17 protein-coding genes are annotated in these 18,265 nt (G+C 54.2%); 7 read left to right on the forward strand and 10 right to left on the reverse strand.

The window, feature by feature from the left end; all coding sequences use genetic code 11:
- Positions 1 to 112: 112 nt before the first annotated feature.
- From VI01_RS00345 to VI01_RS00370, 6 genes are all read right to left on the reverse strand, one after another.
- Positions 113 to 901 (reverse strand): ABC transporter ATP-binding protein, encoded by a 789-nt coding sequence (locus VI01_RS00345; protein ID WP_045813610.1) that lies wholly within the window; start codon positions 899 to 901, stop codon positions 113 to 115.
- On the reverse strand, positions 901 to 1,980 hold the full coding sequence (locus VI01_RS00350; RefSeq protein WP_038645841.1) for an iron ABC transporter permease: 1,080 nt from the start codon (positions 1,978 to 1,980) through the stop codon (positions 901 to 903). Before VI01_RS00350 ends, VI01_RS00345 begins: the two co-directional genes overlap by 1 nt.
- Before the next feature lie 173 nt (positions 1,981 to 2,153).
- Positions 2,154 to 3,620, reverse strand: coding sequence for an amino acid permease (locus tag VI01_RS00355; protein ID WP_038645839.1), 1,467 nt, complete (start codon positions 3,618 to 3,620; stop codon positions 2,154 to 2,156).
- Positions 3,621 to 3,757: 137 nt separating this feature from the next.
- Positions 3,758 to 4,624 carry a DNA-binding transcriptional regulator YeiE gene (yieE, locus tag VI01_RS00360; protein ID WP_045813611.1) on the reverse strand — a complete coding sequence of 289 codons (867 nt, stop codon included), beginning with the start codon at positions 4,622 to 4,624 and terminating at the stop codon, positions 3,758 to 3,760.
- Positions 4,625 to 4,633: 9 nt separating this feature from the next.
- Complete coding sequence (locus VI01_RS00365; protein WP_034824950.1) at positions 4,634 to 5,011, reverse strand: YkvA family protein; 378 nt, start codon at positions 5,009 to 5,011, stop codon at positions 4,634 to 4,636.
- Positions 5,012 to 5,131: 120 nt separating this feature from the next.
- Positions 5,132 to 5,449: a hypothetical protein gene (locus tag VI01_RS00370; RefSeq protein WP_045813612.1), complete on the reverse strand. Its 318-nt coding sequence runs from the start codon at positions 5,447 to 5,449 to the stop codon at positions 5,132 to 5,134.
- A gap of 230 nt (positions 5,450 to 5,679) precedes the next feature.
- Between VI01_RS00370 and nfo the strand changes: the two genes are divergently transcribed.
- Positions 5,680 to 6,531, forward strand: coding sequence for a deoxyribonuclease IV (gene nfo, locus VI01_RS00375; RefSeq protein WP_045813613.1), 852 nt, complete (start codon positions 5,680 to 5,682; stop codon positions 6,529 to 6,531).
- Between the two features lie 51 nt (positions 6,532 to 6,582).
- On the opposite strand, the gene fruA is transcribed toward nfo, so the two are convergent.
- From fruA to VI01_RS00395, 4 genes are all read right to left on the reverse strand, one after another.
- Positions 6,583 to 8,277, reverse strand: coding sequence for a PTS fructose transporter subunit IIBC (fruA, locus tag VI01_RS00380; RefSeq protein WP_045813614.1), 1,695 nt, complete (start codon positions 8,275 to 8,277; stop codon positions 6,583 to 6,585).
- 16 nt (positions 8,278 to 8,293) lie between these two features.
- Positions 8,294 to 9,232 carry a 1-phosphofructokinase gene (fruK, locus tag VI01_RS00385; protein WP_038645831.1) on the reverse strand — a complete coding sequence of 313 codons (939 nt, stop codon included), beginning with the start codon at positions 9,230 to 9,232 and terminating at the stop codon, positions 8,294 to 8,296.
- Positions 9,229 to 10,359 (reverse strand): fused PTS fructose transporter subunit IIA/HPr protein, encoded by a 1,131-nt coding sequence (fruB, locus tag VI01_RS00390; protein WP_045813615.1) that lies wholly within the window; start codon positions 10,357 to 10,359, stop codon positions 9,229 to 9,231. Before fruB ends, fruK begins: the two co-directional genes overlap by 4 nt.
- A gap of 276 nt (positions 10,360 to 10,635) precedes the next feature.
- Complete coding sequence (locus tag VI01_RS00395; RefSeq protein ID WP_038645825.1) at positions 10,636 to 10,890, reverse strand: YkgJ family cysteine cluster protein; 255 nt, start codon at positions 10,888 to 10,890, stop codon at positions 10,636 to 10,638.
- Between the two features lie 149 nt (positions 10,891 to 11,039).
- Between VI01_RS00395 and yeiP the strand changes: the two genes are divergently transcribed.
- From yeiP to VI01_RS00425, 6 genes are all read left to right on the forward strand, one after another.
- Positions 11,040 to 11,612 carry an elongation factor P-like protein YeiP gene (yeiP, locus tag VI01_RS00400; RefSeq protein WP_034824964.1) on the forward strand — a complete coding sequence of 191 codons (573 nt, stop codon included), beginning with the start codon at positions 11,040 to 11,042 and terminating at the stop codon, positions 11,610 to 11,612.
- A gap of 95 nt (positions 11,613 to 11,707) precedes the next feature.
- Complete coding sequence (locus VI01_RS00405) at positions 11,708 to 12,682, forward strand: GTP-binding protein (RefSeq protein WP_045813616.1); 975 nt, start codon at positions 11,708 to 11,710, stop codon at positions 12,680 to 12,682.
- A gap of 45 nt (positions 12,683 to 12,727) precedes the next feature.
- Positions 12,728 to 13,435: a phosphatase PAP2 family protein gene (locus tag VI01_RS00410; RefSeq protein WP_038645821.1), complete on the forward strand. Its 708-nt coding sequence runs from the start codon at positions 12,728 to 12,730 to the stop codon at positions 13,433 to 13,435.
- Positions 13,436 to 13,951: 516 nt separating this feature from the next.
- A complete protein-coding gene (gene mepS / locus VI01_RS00415) occupies positions 13,952 to 14,527 on the forward strand; it encodes a bifunctional murein DD-endopeptidase/murein LD-carboxypeptidase (protein WP_034824970.1) in 576 nt (191 codons plus the stop codon).
- Positions 14,528 to 14,825: 298 nt separating this feature from the next.
- Positions 14,826 to 16,391: a cyclic di-GMP phosphodiesterase gene (locus tag VI01_RS00420; RefSeq protein WP_038645819.1), complete on the forward strand. Its 1,566-nt coding sequence runs from the start codon at positions 14,826 to 14,828 to the stop codon at positions 16,389 to 16,391.
- Positions 16,392 to 16,456: 65 nt separating this feature from the next.
- A complete protein-coding gene (locus tag VI01_RS00425) occupies positions 16,457 to 18,265 on the forward strand; it encodes an extracellular solute-binding protein (RefSeq protein ID WP_045813617.1) in 1,809 nt (602 codons plus the stop codon).

An 18,265-nucleotide genomic window follows, 5' to 3' on the forward strand; every position in this document is an offset into this window, starting at 1 on the left:
GGGCGCACCCGGTGCGCCCTTTTTGGCTATAGCTGACTGCGATTGGCTAAAGCCGCACCGACATTTATCTTCAGCCTTTCCTGATATTGAGCTTTAGCGTCTTTTGCGAGGTTTAAGCCAGCGATTCCGCCACTAAACCATCGATCATCACCTGCGGCATGCCCTGCGAGCAGTGTTCAATACGCCCGCGCACGCCATACACCTGCGCCAGCGTGTCCGGCGTGATCACCTGCGACGGCTCGCCGTCAGCCAGCAGAGTGCCTTCTTTCAGCATCAACGCATGATCGGCATGACGCAGCGCGATATTGATATCATGCACCACCACCACAGTCACAATATTGCGCAGGCGGGTTTCGCGGCGCACCAAATCCATCACATGGAACTGGTAATTAAGATCGAGCGCACTCAGCGGCTCATCCAGCAGCAGCAATTCAGGACGGCGAATCAGCGATTGCGCCAGGCCCACCAGCTGTTTCTGACCACCGGATAGCTGATCGAGATAACGCATCGCCAGATGAGCAATACCCAACTGCTCCAGCAAGTGCATGATCTCGGCTTCACTCGACGCGCTGTGCAAGCCACCGGACGCACGCTGCGCCACGATAATCGATTCCAGCACATGCAGATGCACGCCCGCCGGTAAGCTTTGCGGCAGATATACCACGCGCTGCGCACGGCGTGCAAACGGCTGGGTCATTAACTCTTCGCCGTTCAGCCACAGCTCGCCCTGCCCTTTGTTCAGGCCGGCCAGCGCACGCAACAGCGTCGATTTACCGCAGCCGTTCGGGCCCAGCAGCACGGTGATTTTGCCGCGCGGCAGTGCCGGGACGTTGAGATCTTCAATGACTTTACGCTTCGGATAACCGGCGTAGAAATGGCTGAGACGTAAACCCTGTTCCATTACACCGTCCCCCGATGACGCAGAATGATACTCAGGAAGAACGGCACGCCGACCAGTGAGGTCACAATCCCGACGGGGATGATCACCCCTGGAATCAGGTTCTTCGACGCCACCGAGGCCAGTGACAGCACCAGCGCACCGACCAGCGCACTGGCTGGCAGATAGTAGCGATGATCTTCACCAAACATCATGCGGGCAATGTGCGGTGCCACCAGACCGATAAAACCAATCGGGCCGACAAAGGCCACCGCCAGTGCTGAGAGGATACTGATGCGCAGCAGCGTGGCCAGACGCAAGCGACGCACATCGATGCCGAAACTCACGGCACGGTCTTCACCCAGACGCAGCGCGGTCAGTTTCCAGCTGCTGAGCATCGAGAACGGGATCAGGATGGCGAAAGCCGCCGTGAGCACGCCGAGTTTTTCCCACGAGGCGCGCGCCAGGCTGCCCATGGTCCAGAACACCAGACCCTGCAAGGTATCTTCACTGGCGATGAACTGCATCATCGAGACCAGGGCGTTAAAGGTGAACACCAGTGCGATGCCGAACAGCACCACGCCCGATGTCGACACTTTGGTCCAGCGCGTCACGCCGTCCAGCATTAACGCCGCAAACAGCGCAAACACAAAAGCGTTCGCCGAGATAAACCATTGGTCCGGCACGCCGGGAATACCGATGCCGAGAATAATCGCCAGCGCCGCGCCAAAAGCGGCCGCAGAAGAGACGCCAAGCGTAAACGGACTCGCCAATGGGTTATTGAGGATGGTTTGCATCTCAGCACCCGCCAGACCGAGCGAGAAGCCGACAACAACGGCCATCAGCGCATACGGCAGACGGATATCCCAGACGATCACACGCGTGCCCGCATCCACCGCATCAGGATGGGTGAGCGTTTGCCACAAGGTGTCGAGGGAGAGCCCCGCCGGGCCGAGGGTGAAATCAAGAATCACTGACGCCAGAATCGCCAGTACCAGTACGCCAATCAGCATCAGGCGCTGACGTAAAACCTGACGATAGCGCGTCATGGTATCGGCTTCGCGGTGATTTTCCGCCAGCAGCGCGGAATCCGTGGTCTGCATTGTTCTACCTGTTTCTTATCGAAATCATAACGGCAGCCACAATAGTGCAGGTGATAATAATTATCAATTATATCTGTATGACAAAGCCCAAAACGTTGTAACACGGTTCATCTTTGGCAAAAAAAACGCCGCTAGCCAAAGGCCGCGGCGTGATGTCATACGCGTTTGACGCATTACTCCTTGAAGGTCGGGAATTCCATCTCGCTGTACTTCACGAAGCGCGAGCCGCGTGCCAGCTTGTAACCCAGCCAAATCAGCAGGAACAGCGGAATGCCGATGTAGGTCGCCGCCACGCCATACCAGTCAATACGATCTGCCAGAAACGCCTGATAGTTTTGCCCCAGCGTAATGATCAAACAGAGTACGAAGGCGAAAATCGGACCGAGCGGGAAGAAGCCGGAACGGTAAGGAAGCGCCGCTAAATCATGCCCCTGCGCTACGTAACCGCGACGGAAGCGGTAGTGGCTAATCGCAATACCGAGCCAGGCGATAAAGCCGGTCATGCCTGAGGTATTGAGCAGCCACAGATAGACTTCCTGGTTGCCGAACTTAGAACTCAGGAAACAGAGGCCTGCCACCACGGTGGTCGCAATCAGTGCATTACGCGGCACACCGCCTTTCGACAGTTTGGCAAAAATACGCGGTGCTTTACCTTCCTGCGCCAGGTTAAACAGCATGCGCGTTGAAGCGTACATGCCGGAGTTACCCGCTGACAGCACAGCCGTCAGGATCACCGCATTCATGACCGCCGCAGCTGACAGTAATCCGGCATTCTGGAACACCAGCGTGAACGGGCTGATGGCGATATCGGTGACATCGTTATGCAGCAGTTTCGGATCGGTATACGGCAGAATCAGGCTGATAATCAGAATCGCAAAGATATAGAACAGCAGGATACGCCAGAACACCTGACGCACTGCGCGTGGAATATTTTTCGCAGGGTCCTGTGATTCACCGGCCGCAATGCCGATCAATTCCGTGCCCTGGAACGAGAAGCCGACAATCATCGCCACACCAATCATCGCGGCAAAACCGCCGGCAAAAGGTGCGTCGCCCACGGTCCAGTTATGCCAGCCGGCATTTTCTGCGCCGCGCATAATACCCGCGATCATCAGCACGCCCACCACGATAAAGATGATGACGGTGGCAACTTTGATCAGCGAGAACCAGTATTCGGCTTCACCGAAGCCTTTGACGGAGATGTAGTTAAGCAGGAACATCAGACCGAGGAACAGCGCGCTCCAGATCCAACCCGGCGTATCCGGGAACCAGTAGTTCATCACCAGCTGTGAAGCCACCAGATCAACGGCGATGGTGACCGCCCAGTTGTACCAATAGTTCCAGCCCAGCGCGAAGCCGAAACCTTCTTCAACGTATTTTGAGCCGTAGGTGGCGAAGGAGCCGGAGACCGGCATAAAGGCCGCCAGTTCGCCGAGGCTGGTCATCAGGAAGTAAACCATCAGGCCAATTAGCGCGTATGAGAGTAATGCGCCGCCGGGACCTGCCTGAGAAATGGTGGCACCTGAGGCGACAAACAGGCCGGTGCCGATGGAACCGCCAATGGCGATCATGGTGAGATGGCGCGCTTTTAATTCACGGCGCAGCCCAGGTTGTTGTGTTGTTTTTGAGTCATTATGCATGTGTAAACGCTATGCTGGATAAAAATAAGGCGCGATTGTAGCAGCTAACCCCTGGCTGTATAGCATTCACGTCGGGTTATTAGTTACCTTCATAATCAGCGCGAAATTATTAGCCGCTCACGTCTTCACAGCCGCGATTACTCGCGGCAATAGGAGAGAAATCGGCTTAGCGCTTTCGACAAATGCTTCTGCCGATGATGAATGCGATACAGCGTGCGCGTCAGGCGTGGTAACGGCACAGCCACTTCCACCAGCGTGCCCGCCTCCAGCAGATCGCTGATCACCCGGCGCGATAAACAGCTGATGCCCATGCCGTGGCGCACCGCATGTTTGATTGCCTCAGAATTGCCCAGCTCCATGCCGAGTTGAAACTGCGGCAGATGAGACAACAGCAGGTAATCGACAATTTCACGCGTGCCCGAACCGCGCTCTCGCAATATCCAGGGCGCGGCGGCCAGTGATGTTAGCGTGATCGGCTGTTTCAGGATGTCGGCATCGGGTGCAGCAAACACCACCAGCTCATCCTCCAGCCACGCTTCGCTGACGATGTCCGGTTCATGGCACGGCCCTTCAATCAAACCGATATCCACGCGAAAATCGGCCACCGCGTTAATCGCATCCTGGCTGTTGCCGACGCTGAGTTCGAGCGGCAGCGAGGGGAAATCACGACGATAGGCGGCGATCATCCCCGGCAGCAGATAGTTGCCGATGGTGCTGCTGGCAAACAAACGAATGGCACCATTATCCTCTTTGAACAGCTGTTCGATCTCGCCGGCCTGTTCCAGCAATCCGACCGCGCGTGGATAGAGCAAACGACCATGCTCGTTCAGGGCCAGTCGTTTGCCGACACGATCAAACAATTGCACCCCGAGCTGGTTTTCCAGATCGGCCAGCGCCGCACTGACGGCAGACTGCGACAGTGCCAGTACCTGCGAGGCCTGAGTGGTTGAACCGCTTTTCAGCACTTCGGTGAAGACTTCAATCTGACGCAGCGTGATATGCATGCGCCCTCCTCACATTGCGTAACGCTTCACAAGATAAGCCACCACGGCTAACCAGACGATCACCGTCAGGAAGAATCCTGCCCAGCTGACAATCTTCTTGCCACGTGCCCGCTGGACATCAGCCCGTTCTGCGCTGCTGATCCGAATTTCACGCGGGAGCAAACGCAGCAGGATGATCACACCCAGAGGGACGATAATGGCGTCGTCGAGCAAGCCGATAATGGGAATGAAATCAGGAATGAGATCGATGGGGCTGAGTGCATAGGCAACAATGCCAAATGCCAGCAGCTTAAACCACCAGGGGGTACGCGGATCACGGCAAGCAAACCACAGCGTGAGCACATCACGTTTAATTAAGCGTGCCCAGCGGCGCAAGCGCTTCAACATCCCGACTCTTCCTTATTAGTTATACTGGTCAATGGACAATATATTACCAATTTAACTTTTAAACCAGTCAGGTCTCTGCGCAGGCAAGATGCCGCCCTGTGAATGGCGGCCCACTCAGGGTCAGGCTTTCATGCCAATCAGTTCTTCCAACTCGGTGTCACAGGCCGTGAACTCATCGGTAATCGTGCGAATCAGCCAGTCCTGATAACCAAAGTTTTCCCGGCGGGAATAGAGACATTCAGAGCGGTACAACTTTTTCGGGTCGCTGTTATTGACCCCATAACGATAGAAATGGACCAGCGAGTTGTCGGTATCGGGCACGGCGAGCGTGAAACCGACTGCGCCTTGACCATTATAAAAAAGGGTCACTGCGTTGGTTTTACCTAAAGTTAATTTATGGATTACGTTGAATTTTTCATGCTGAAAAGCGGTATCCAAAGTACTTCTATAAGCTGTTTTCATGGTTATAGTTAAAAGTTTCTAATTTGTTAAACTATAGTTAACCAGAAAAAAAGCGCACCTGCCAACTTTGGTAGGTGTCGTGTCGTGCTGGATAAGTGTCTGACCGTGCCCTTTTTCTCCCCGTAGGCAATGCGACATTTCATGGGCGTAGCGCATCCGCTATGATGTGCGCTTTGCAGCAGCAATCGCCCAATCAGGAGAGCGGCATGAAATATATCGGCGCACACGTCAGTGCATCAGGCGGCGTAGACCAGGCAGTTATCCGTGCCCACGAACTCGAAGCCACAGCCTTTGCGTTGTTCACTAAAAATCAGCGCCAGTGGAAAGCCGCCCCGCTTTCAGGTGAAGTGATTGATGCCTTCAAAACCGCCTGTGAGAAATACAACTTCACTTCCGCGCAGATTTTGCCGCATGACAGCTACCTGATTAACCTTGGCCATCCGGTAATGGATGCGCTGGAAAAATCCCGTGAGGCGTTTCTTGATGAGATGCAGCGTGCTGAACAGCTTGGGCTGACACTGCTGAATTTCCACCCTGGCAGCCACCTGAAGCAGATCGAAGAAGAGGCATGCCTGAAGCGCATCGCCGAGTCGATTAATATCGCGCTGGATCAGACCCACAACGTCGTGGCAGTGATTGAGAACACCGCAGGTCAGGGTAGCAATCTCGGTTTTCGTTTCGAACACCTCGCCACCATTATTGAGCACGTCGAAGATAAATCACGCGTCGGCGTGTGTATCGATACCTGCCATGCGTTTGCCGGCGGTTACGATCTGCGTACTGAAGAAGCCTGCGTGGAGACCTTTGCGGAATTTGAACGCATTGTCGGTTTCCAGTTTCTGCGCGGCATGCACCTGAATGACGCCAAAAGCACGCTCGGCAGCCGTGTGGATCGCCACCATAGCTTAGGTGAAGGCAACATTGGCAAGACGGTGTTTAGCTGGCTGATGAAAGATAAGCGCTTTGATGGCATCCCGATGATTCTGGAAACCATCAATCCGGATATCTGGAAAGATGAGATTGCGTGGTTGAAGTCGGAACAACAGGAACAGGCTTAAAGCAGACAGCAAAAAGGGAGCCCCAGCTCCCTTTTTCTTACCCCGTGAAGATTACGCGGCTTTCGCCAGCTCTTCTTCCGGACGTTTCAGAATCGCGTAACCGAGGCCAGCCACTGCGGTACCAATCACAATCGACATCAGGTAACCAAGAACTGGGGTGATTGCACCTGGAATCAGCAGTACAAACAGACCACCGTGCGGTGCCATCAGTTTCGCGCCAACCAACATGGAGACCGCACCCGTTATCGCACCGCCGACGATGCAGCAAGGCAGCACACGCATTGGGTCACGCGCCGCAAACGGAATCGCACCTTCAGAGATAAAGCACAAACCAAGTACCAGTGCCGCTTTGCCCCCTTCCTGCTGACCTTTGTTGAACTTACGACGCGCAACAATCGTCGCCAGACCCATTGCTAGCGGCGGTACCATACCCGCTGCCATAATGGCCGCCATCGGTGCATAGGTTTGTGAGCTCAGCAGACCGACACCGAAGGCGTAGGCCACTTTGTTCACCGGACCACCCATGTCGGTACACATCATGCCACCGAGGATTGCGCCCAGCAGTACCGCATTGGCGGTGCCCATGTTCGCCAGCCAGTGCGTCAGACCGCTCATGATGCCCGCAACAGGTTTACCCACCACGTAAATCATCAGCAGGCCGGTAATCAAACTCGCCACCAGCGGAATGATCAAGATCGGTTTTAACGCTTCCATACTTTGCGGCAGTTTGACTTTGCTGCTCAGCATCTTCGCTGCATAACCGGCAATGAAACCGGCGATGATACCGCCAAGGAAACCGGCGTTAATGCTGGTGGCGATCATACCGCCAATCAGACCCGGGGTTAGACCCGGACGGTCCGCAATCGAGAAGGCAATAAAGCCCGCCAGCACCGGTACCATCAGCGCAAAGGCACTGCCGCCACCAATCTGCATCAGCGCAGCCGCCAGGGTGCCCTGCTCTTTAAATGCGGTGATACCAAAGGCGAAGGAGAGCGCGATGCTCAAACCACCCGCGACGACCATCGGCAGCATGTAGGACACACCGGTCAGCAGGTGACGATAAGCACCGGCTTTCTCTTTGCTGTCACTTTGCGTGCTGGCCGTCTGGCTGCCGCTCGGCTGATAGGTTTTGGCTTCCGCCTGCGCTTTATCCAGTTCCTGAGCTGTTTTCTTCAGCGCCAGGCTGGTTGAGGTGCGGTACATCGGCTTACCGGCGAACTTCGCCAGGTCCACATCGATATCCGCCGCCACGATCACCAGATCGGCCGCCGCCACTTCTTCTGGCGTGATGGCATTGCCAGCACCCACAGAACCGCGGGTTTCCACTTTCACCCACCAGCCACGTTTGGTCGCTTCTGTCTGAATCGCCTCTGCCGCCATGAAGGTGTGCGCCACGCCAGTTGGGCAAGCGGTGACCGCGACAATGCGTTTCTGACCGGTGCTCTGTGCGGCTACCGGTGCGGCAACCGCCGTAGCGGCCTGCCAGACTTTGGCACTGGCTTTAGCCTGATTAATGGCCGCCAGCGGATCGCGCAGCGTCTGCTGCACATCGACCAGCGCCACGGATTTACCTGCGAGCTGTGCATCGTTCGGCACGGCATGGCCAGCTACCAGCACCAGCTCCGCATCGGCCGCGTTGTTGGTCAGCGTCAGGCCAGCCTGTGCGGCAGTCGCGCGCAGACGCTCTAAAGCCAGATGTCCTGATGCCAGTCCCAGTGAAGAATCTTTTATCAGCAGCGTTTTCATTATCGCTCTCCTGCTGTTAGTTAACGGGTTGTAAGTCGACGCGCGCCATCATCGCGGCCAACTGGGTACGATCGGTCACACCAACGTTGCTCTGGCTCACCGCCATAGCAGCCACTGCCGTTGCCAGACGCAGGGTATGCTCGCTGGATTCACGCATCAGCAGCCCGTAAATCAGGCCTCCGACCATCGAATCTCCCGCGCCTACGGTGCTGACGACTTCACAAGCTGGTGGTTTGGCGATCCATTCGCCAGAGGCGTTGACCCACAGTGCGCCTTCCGCACCAAGGGAAATCACCACATGGGCAATGCCTTGCTCACGCAGTTCATGCGCGGCTTCGATCACATCCTGCAAGGTTGGCAGTTTGCGGTCGGCCCAGATTTCCAGTTCACGACGGTTCGGCTTCACCAGCCACGGCGCGGCTTTTAAACCAGCCACCAGCGCTTCACGACTGCTGTCGAAAATGATGCACGGGCACAGGGTGCGCAGATCGCTCATCCATTTGGTGAACGCTTCGGGTGCCACGCCCGCGGGCAAGCTGCCGCTGACGCACACCATGTCAAATTGTCCCAGCCAGGTCAGTGAATCGGCAGTGAAGCGATCCCAGTCCTGCGCGGTGACGTTAAAGCCAGAGAAATTCAGGTCGGTAACTTCACCGTCCTTTTCTGTCAGCTTCACGTTTATGCGGGTACGGCCCTGCACCACCTGAAAACGGTTGGCGATGCCCAGTTCGCTGAACAGCTGCTGGAAACCGTCCTGATTTTCTTTCCCGAGGAATCCGCCTACGGTGACGTCAATACCGAGATCTTTCAGAACTTTGGCGACGTTAATGCCTTTACCCGCTGCGTGCAGACCGGTGGTTTTCACCAGGTTAACTTCGCCACGTTCGATTTCTGGCGTATAGCCCACCAGATCGTAAGCAGGATTCAGTGTGATTGTGGCAACGCGGCGGCTCATGCGACCCCCTCGCCCAGGCCAGAATTGATGGCCTCTTCAATGGCATTCAGCGCCTGCTGTGCATCTTCACCACTGGCGGTAAAGCGCAGGCGATGGCCTTTTTTCACGCCCAGCGCGACGACTTTCATCAGGCTGCGTCCGTTGGCCGGTTTGCCGCTACCGTCAAGGTTGGTGACGGTGATGTCACTGTTGAACTGTTTAATGACCGTGACCAGCGCGGTGCCCGGACGTGCGTGCAGTCCGTGCTCGTTGCGGATAGTAAATTCAGCCACCAGTTGATCCGCGCTTTCGTCTACTTCGCTGGTCAGCAATGCGAGGATGCCAGCTGCATCGGCTTTCAGCAGACGTTCAGCTTTGTTGCTCAGCAGCAGATTGCTCAGGTAGCCCAGCACTTCCAGCGGACGATCGTCGGTGGCTGCCACGGTCAACAACAGCGCCACATTTTCGCCCTGATGCACAAATGGCGTGGCGGTACGGCTGACTGCGATGGCGCTGTTGAGGTTGCCGTTGGCGCTGTCGCTCAGCCAGATGCCCTGACCGAGGCTCAGTGGGGTACGCGATACGGCATCCGCCACAAACGTCGCTTCAACAGCACCTGCTGCCTGCAAACGGCCAGCATTCAGCGCCTGTAAGGTGATGAGTTCGCTGGCGGCAACATCAACCGCAATCAGCGAAGTATCGAATTTGAATTCCGCGGCCTGCTTTTCACCCATCAGGATGGCACGTAGATCTTCGGCTGAGGCGGTTTTCAACTGCTCTGCGATGCTGTCATCGCTCAATACGTGAGTCAGCTGGCGCAACAGCGCAAGATGTTCATCAGATTTCGCCGCGATACCGATGGCGACATAAGCCGTCTGCCCGTCGCCCCACTCCACGCCCTGTGGGAACTGATAAACCTGTACGCCGGTTTTCAGCACCATATCGCGCGTATCGGTGGTGCCATGCGGAATGGCAATACCATTACCCAGGAAAGTGGTGGTCTGCTGTTCGCGCGCCAGCATGCCGTTAACATAGCCTTCCGACACATTACCGGCTGCGGTTAACGCAGCGGCAACCTGACGGATAGCCTCTTCTTTATTTTGTGCACTGACACCGGTATGAATGGCCTGAACGTCGAGCTGGAACATATTTCTCCTCGCTTGCTGAAATTGAATCGTTTCAGCTTAATGGCGAAAAATTACGCTGCACTTCTCGGGGGTTGCCGAGAGGACAACGCTGAAACGTTTCAGGGAATATGGTACAGCATGTGAAAGCAGGCAAGAAAATGCGCGATCGGCGTAGCAGATTTTTGACGTTCCGCACACTTCAGATCGGATTTAAGATTTTTCAGACCTGCAGGGCTGACGTTTTTGCTGTAACTCGGGGATCATAGAAAGCAAATATTTCAGCACCGCGTCAGCAAGTTAAGGCGCGGTGTCCGCTTCCAGTTGCAGCAGGAAGATCATCGCCGCTTCGCGACTGCTGCCGCACATCTCTGCGCTGGGCTGTAAACCCGCACAGACTGCGGGACGCAGCGGAGAACCAAAGATTTTGCAGCGCTGATTATCGTCAAGCTGAACGCAGCGGGTATTCGCCGGTTTGCCCTGGGGCATGCCGGGAATCGGGGAAGAGATTGAGGGGGCTGTGCAACAGGCACCGCACTGGTCACGACAATACATCATGCGCTCCTGAGGATTTCGTCGCGACAATAGCAGGCTGATGACGGGAATGCCATGCGCGGGCAACAATTTTACACCGCCTCCCTTGCCTGTTTTTCACGGCGCGAGTAACGTGGCGCGCATTAACCTTTTCACAGCGAGTAATCCCCATGCCAAAGGCAAATGAAATCAAAAAAGGAATGGCTGTTACCTGGAACGGCAAACTGTTGCTGGTAAAGGACATTGATGTCCAGAGCCCAAGCGCACGCGGTGCTGCCACCCTCTATAAGATGCGTTTTACCGACGTGCGCACTGGCCTGAAAGTGGAAGAGCGCTTTAAGGGTGACGATATTATCGATGCCATTCAGCTTAGCCGTCGCGCCGTGACCTTCTCTTATATAGACGGTGACGAGTACGTGTTTATGGATGATGAAGATTACACGCCCTATAGCTTCAAGAAAGATCAGATCGAAGAAGAGCTGCTGTTCATCCCTGAAGGCGGCATTCCTGGCATCCAGGTGTTAACGATGGAAGGTCAGGTGCTGGCGCTGGAACTGCCACAGACCGTGGACATGGAAATTGTCGATACTTCACCGGGCATTAAAGGTGCTTCCGCCAGCGCACGCACCAAACCCGCGGGCATGAGCACCGGCTTGTCGATCCAGGTACCGGAATACCTGAGCAATGGCGATCGCATTCGCATTCACGTGGCTGAACGCCGCTATATGAGTCGCGCGGACTAACCGCACGATTTTATCCGGCCGCCGAAGGTTGTTATAGTATAACAATGTCGTGCGCGCCGGGTATGTTGTCCGCGCGCCTGAAAATGGAGCCTGTAATGACGCGCGTTAATGTAATCACCGGATTTCTCGGCAGCGGTAAAACCACCACCCTGCTGCATCTGTTAGCCCATAAACCCGCCAATGAGAATTGGGCGATTCTGGTTAACGAGTTTGGCGAAGTGGGTATTGACGGCGCACTGCTTGCCGATCGCGGTGCCACGCTGAAGGAAATTCCTGGCGGTTGCATGTGTTGCGTTAACGGCCTGCCGCTGCAAGTCGGGCTCAATATGCTGCTTAAGCAAAATAAGCCCGATCGTCTGATCATTGAACCCACCGGCCTTGGCCACCCTAAACAACTGCTGGATATGCTGCGCGCCGCCGTGTATCAACCCTGGATTCAGGTTGATGCCACCCTCACGCTGCTCGATCCCCGTCAGTTAGCCGATGCGCGCGTTGTCGAGAATGAAAACTTCCGCGATCAGCTCACCGCCGCCGATATTATCGTCGCCAATAAAAGCGATCGCTGGAGCGAGGAAGATCGTCAGCGTTTGCAGCAATGGCAGCAGCATAATTTGGGCGATCGCCAACTGGTCGAATCCGCGTGGGGTAAAGTTGATCCCGCGTTACTGTGCCAATCCGCATTGGCGGATCGTGCGGTTCCTGAAGCGGCACATCATCATCATACTTCACGGCCAAAAGGGTTGGCGGCACTCAAACTTGAGGGCTCCGCTCGCTGGCGCCGTGCATTAAATGAAGGCCAGGGCTACGCATCCTGTGGCTGGATTTTTGATGGTGATACGGTGTTCGATACCATCCCGGCGCTTGAGTGGGCGCGGCTTGCACCGGTGGATCGCGTCAAAGGCGTACTTCGCACGCCAGACGGTCTGGTGAACATCAATCGCCAGGGTGATGACTTCTTTATGGAAACGCGCACCACTACGCCGCCCGACAGTCGCATCGAGTTAATCCACCATCAACCCGTTGACTGGAACGTTTTGCAAACAACCTTGTTGAGGATTCGTTTAAATTAGCTGCGTTAGGTTGCCCCGTTATCTTTCTTTTTGAGTCTATTTTTTATGCGCGCGTCTCGTTTAATCACCATCCTGCTGCTCAATGCACTGGGGATCATGCTGTTCTTTTCGTGGTACCTGCCGCCGGATCATGGCTTCTGGTTTGGTATCGACAAAGCCATCTTCTATAGCTTCAACGACCGGATGGTGGATCATCACGGCTTCGCCTTACTGGTGGCGATCACCAATTTCCGTGGTTTTGACGCGGTATCGCTGCTGGCGATGGGTCTGCTGTATCTGTGGTTCTGGCGTGGTGAAACACCGCAGGGCCGCCGCCGCATGCTGGCCATTGGCATCACCATGTTGCTCACCGCCGTGGTGCTGAATCAACTCGGTCATTTGATCCCAGTGCAACACGCCAGCCCTACGCTGTTCTTTGACAACGTGCATCGCGTGAGTGAACTGACCGGGATTCCGGCGAAAGATGCTTCCAGTAATAGCTTCCCCGGCGATCACGGGATGATGCTGATTATTTTCGCCTGCTTTATGTGGCGTTATTTCGGCTTCCGCGCCTTCCTGGTCGGTTTGGTGATTGTGGTGGTGTTTGCTCTGCCGCGTGTGATGGCCGGTGCGCACTGGTTTACCGATATAGCCGTGGGATCGATGTCGGTGATTCTGGTGGGTTTAAGCTGGTGCTTATTAACACCGCTCAGTGACACATTGGTTAATTGGCTCAATCGCGCCCTGCCAGGGAAATATAAGCCACGCACATAATTGTTAAGCGCGGATGACAATACGCAGAAAAGTCGATCATCCGCGCTTATCGAATCCAGAAATACATTATTAGCAGACTAACGTTTTTCTATTAAAAGAAAACATTATGATGCAAAACGCGTAACAATAGCCTTTTTCCTGGCTTGTCCAGCCAGAAGCCTCTCAAAATCGGCCTTAGCGCCGGAATTAGCCCCTGAAAACCCGCCTTATTGGCTATTAAATCGCTACCAATCGTTGATAAAGTAACCATTGTGTTACGGATTGATTTCACATCAATAAAAGCGATAAAAATTTATATAAAAGCACTCGCCACGCGGTCTGTAATCGGTTAACCTCAAACGCGATTACTTAGAGTGCAGCATAAAATTCGGTGCCTTATGCAACAAAAATGTGTTCATTAACACATTTTAGTAATTAAGGAATTGTCTTAAGCGTTTGCTCTTATTAATCTCAAACCCGTTTTGTCATCTGGCTGGCGACATTGTGTCGTAAGGACTTCAAAGGAACACACGTATAATGGTCAAGTCTCAACCAATACTGAGATACCTCAGGCGGATCCTTCCCGCAGTAGCATTAGCAACACTCTTATCGGCATGTAGCAGTACGCATAACGGTCAGAACGCGAATAACGAGAATCATGAAGTTAACAACCAGAATGGTTTTTTACTTCAAGCGTCTCAGGACGAATTTGAACAGATGGTGCAGAATGTGGACGTTAAGTCCCGCATCATGGAACAGTACAGTGACTGGAAAGGTGTTCGTTATCGCTTAGGCGGTGACACCAAACGCGGCATTGATTGTTCTGCTTTTGTTCAGCGCACCTTTCGCGAGCAGTTCGGTTTAGATTTGCCACGTTCAACGTCAGAACAGCAGGATACAGGCAAAGAGATTTCTCGCGGCAAACTGCGCCCGGGTGATTTAGTGCTGTTCCGTGCCGGTTCTACCGGACGACACGTTGGCATCTATCTCGGTAACGATAACTTCGTGCATGCATCCACCAGCAGTGGTGTGATGATCTCCAGTTTAAACGACAGTTACTGGAAAACACGTTACCGTGAAGCCCGCAGGGTTTTAGCTAAAAATCCTAGCTAACGTATCCTTTTGAAGATCCTCTCAGCCAGAGAATCAGAAAACGCTGCCCAGGCAGCGTTTTTTTTCGCCTGCTATTTCTTAACGCAAATCCGATAGATAAAAAGCAATTGAGAATCAGAAATATAACGAGACTTTTCGCGCGTCCTCGTTATATTCTCGTTTGCTTACTGGCAGCAAATTGTTGTGTCTCCGGCGGTTAAAAAAACCCACCCTGATGCAATGTTTCACGCCAGACACCAGCGAGCAGTAGTGCACGATTTACATAATAATAATGGCGCCATAAAGGGGAATGCACTCCATGCCACTGTCGGGGACGTTAAAACGTCATGCAACCTATTCGCGCCGTATCGCCTGGAGTAGTGCGATCATCGGCGGTGTGTTCTTTCTGTTGTTTGTCATCGTACTGCTGACGCTAACCTGGCAAAAACGAGTACAACAACATGAACAGTTGCTGATCCATAGCCGCGACGATCTTCAACAGGTGATGTCGACCCTGGTGGATACCCTTTATCCATTGCAACAATACACCCAGCTTGAATGCAGTAGCGTAAGCCGCGAACTCACTTCACGTGCCGCCTTTGCCGGCAATATCCGCGCGATTTTGCTGGTACGTAACAGTAATGCCTATTGTTCGTCCGCCACCGGCGCCTTTCTGCTGCCTGCGAATGATATTTCGCCACAATCGGAGCTGGAGCGCGATCGCGATTTACGCTTACTGGAAGGTACGCCCCTGTTGCCGACCAAACCGGCGCTGGCGTTGTGGATGAAGAATCCAGGCTCAGCTGAGACCGGTATTCTCGCCACCATGAATATCAGCCTGACGCCTTATCAGCTGCTGGCTTCTTATCATCCCGAAATCACCGGTATGGCGTTGGTGATTGGCGATAAAGCCCTGCTGAGTGGCAAGAATCAGGTGGTGAACATCCACGATTTACCACCAGCCTTGAAAGAAATGAGTTTTAAAGATAATGACATGCGCTTCGTGCTGTACGGTACGACACTGGCGCAACGCGATTATCATCTGATCCTGCTGACCGGCCTCCTCTCAGCCCTGTTTATGAGTGCGGCCAGTTGGCTGCTGCTGACGCTCTATCAGCGTCCTGGCAAAGAGATTATGCAGGGCATTAAACGTGGTCAGTTTCATGTTGAGTATCAGCCCCTGGTCACCGCTCACGATGGGCAACCGTACGGCGTTGAAGCACTACTGCGCTGGACACATCCCACCGAGGGAATGATTCCCCCCGATGCCTTTATTAGCAACGCTGAAGCGCAAAATCTGATTATTCCCCTGACTCAGCATTTGTTTAAGCTGGTGGCGCGCGATGCGAAGTTCCTCTGCCAGCAACTGCCGCGCGGCACGCGTATGAGTCTGAACCTTTCCCCACTGCATCTTGCATCAGAAAGTTTTCGTCAGCATGTGCAGGAGTGGATTGCCGACATGCCAAAAGACCACTTCAACTATGTTTTCGAAATCACCGAACGCACCATGGTGGGCGAAAGAAATGCTGGCGAGATTTTTGCCTGGCTGCATGAGCAGGATATTAAAATCGCCATCGATGACTTCGGCACTGGCCACAGCGCATTGATCTATCTTGAACGCTATCCGTTTGATTACCTCAAAATTGATCGCGGCTTTGTACAGAGTATTGGTACCGAAACGGTGACCTCACCGGTGCTGGACGCGGTATTGCTACTGGCCAAGAAGCTCAATCTCAAAACCGTTGCAGAAGGCGTTGAAACCGGCGACCAGGCAGCGTGGCTGGTGAACCGTGGGGTAACGCATCTGCAGGGATATTTATTCAGTCGCCCGCTGCGTCCGGAAAACCTGATCAGTTATTACCAACGTCAGGCAGCGCTCGGTTAACGTCACGCTATCGTCACGAAACTGCTACCATTCAGTGCGGATTATTTAAGGAGAGCGCCCCACTTATGCTGCTGCGTCTTGTCACCGCGTTGTTGGTTTTTAGCGCCATCGCGCCACTGCATGCGGAAACCATCAATGAGAGTTATGCCTTTGCCAAGCTGGGCGAACCGAAGTATGTGGTGAATTTCACCCATTACGATTACGCGAATCCCGCTGCGCCTAAAGGCGGCAAGATGACCATCGCGGTGGTGGGCACTTACGATAACTTCAATCGCTTTGCTTCACGCGGTAATCCTGGCGTCGGCACCGATACACTGTATGACGGGCTGTTCACCACCTCCGATGATGAGCCTGGCAGCTACTATCCCTTGATTGCTGAATCCGCCCGCTATCCATCCGACTATCACTGGATGGAAGTGTCCATCAATCCCCATGCGCGCTTCCAGGACGGCAGCCCGATAACTGCGAAAGATGTTGCCTTCACCTTCCAGAAATTTATGACCGAAGGGGTGCCACAATTTCGCGTGGCGTTTCGTGGTGTTGAAGTGAAAGCGCTCAACAATCTCACCGTCCGCATCGACATGCCGAAACCAGACAAGGACATGATCCTGAGCTGGTTAACGCTGCCGGTTTTGCCGCAAGCCTTCTGGCAGAATAAAAAATTTAATGAGCCTATCGGTTATCCTCCGCTCTCCAGCGGCCCCTATCGCGTCACGTCTTATAAGCCAGGCCAGTTCATTCAATACAGTCGGGTGAAAAACTACTGGGCGGCAAATCTGCCGGTCAATCGGGGACGTTATAACTTTGATACGCTGCGCTACGATTACTATCTTGACGACAACGTTGCTTTTGAAGCCTTCAAAGCCGGCGCGTCCGATCTGCGCGAAGAGGGGTCGGCGAAGAAGTGGGCCACACAATACCGTGGGCGCAACTTTGATAGCCACGCCATCGTTAAATCGACCACGCCAAATACCGTCTCTACCGATACTCGCTGGCTGGCCTTTAACAATGAAAAACCGCTGTTTGCAGACCGTCGAGTGCGTGAGGCGCTGACGCTGGCATTTGATTTCGAGTGGATGAACAAAGCGCTGTTTTACGGGGCCTACAAACGCACTGACAGCTATTTCCAGAACACGGCTTACGCTGCCAGGGGCTACCCGAAAGCCGACCAGCTCATTCTGCTGGCACCGTACAAAGCGCAGTTGCCTGCGGAAGTGTTCAACAACGAATACGCACCGCCGCGTTCAGAGGGTAGCGGCTTCGATCGCGGTAATCTGCTAAAAGCCATGACGCTGCTGAAAGAAGCGGGCTGGCAGATTAAAAATCAGCAACTGGTGAACGATAAAACCGGGCAGCCCTTCCGCTTTGAACTGCTGATGCGCAGTGGCACGCAGAACGATTGGGCGCTGCCGTTCCAGCACAGCCTGCAGCGTCTGGGGATTCAGGTAGCGTTGCGGCAAATTGATAGCTCGCAGTATCTGCGCCGTTTGCGTGAAGGCGATTACGATATGATCCCCTCGCTTTACTACGCGATGCCCTCGCCTTCCACCAGCCTGCGCACCATTTGGCAATCGCCATACATTGACTCCTCCTGGAACACCCCTCGGGTGAAAGATCCCATCGTGGACCACTTCGTGCAGGAGATCGTCGACCATCAGGGAGATGAAAAAGCGCTGTTGCCGCTGGGTCAGGCGCTGGATCGTATCCTGTTATGGAATGCCTATATGATCCCGATGTGGTACAACGCCGAACAGAGGCTGGCATACTGGGATAAATTTTCCCGCCCTGAAATCAAACCCGCGTACGCAACCGGGTTAGAGAACTGGTGGTATGACGTGAACAAAGCCGCACAATTGCCGGCCGATAGACGCTGA

Source organism: Pantoea sp. SM3 (assembly GCF_000963995.1).
Lineage (GTDB): Bacteria > Pseudomonadota > Gammaproteobacteria > Enterobacterales > Enterobacteriaceae > Pantoea > Pantoea rwandensis_B.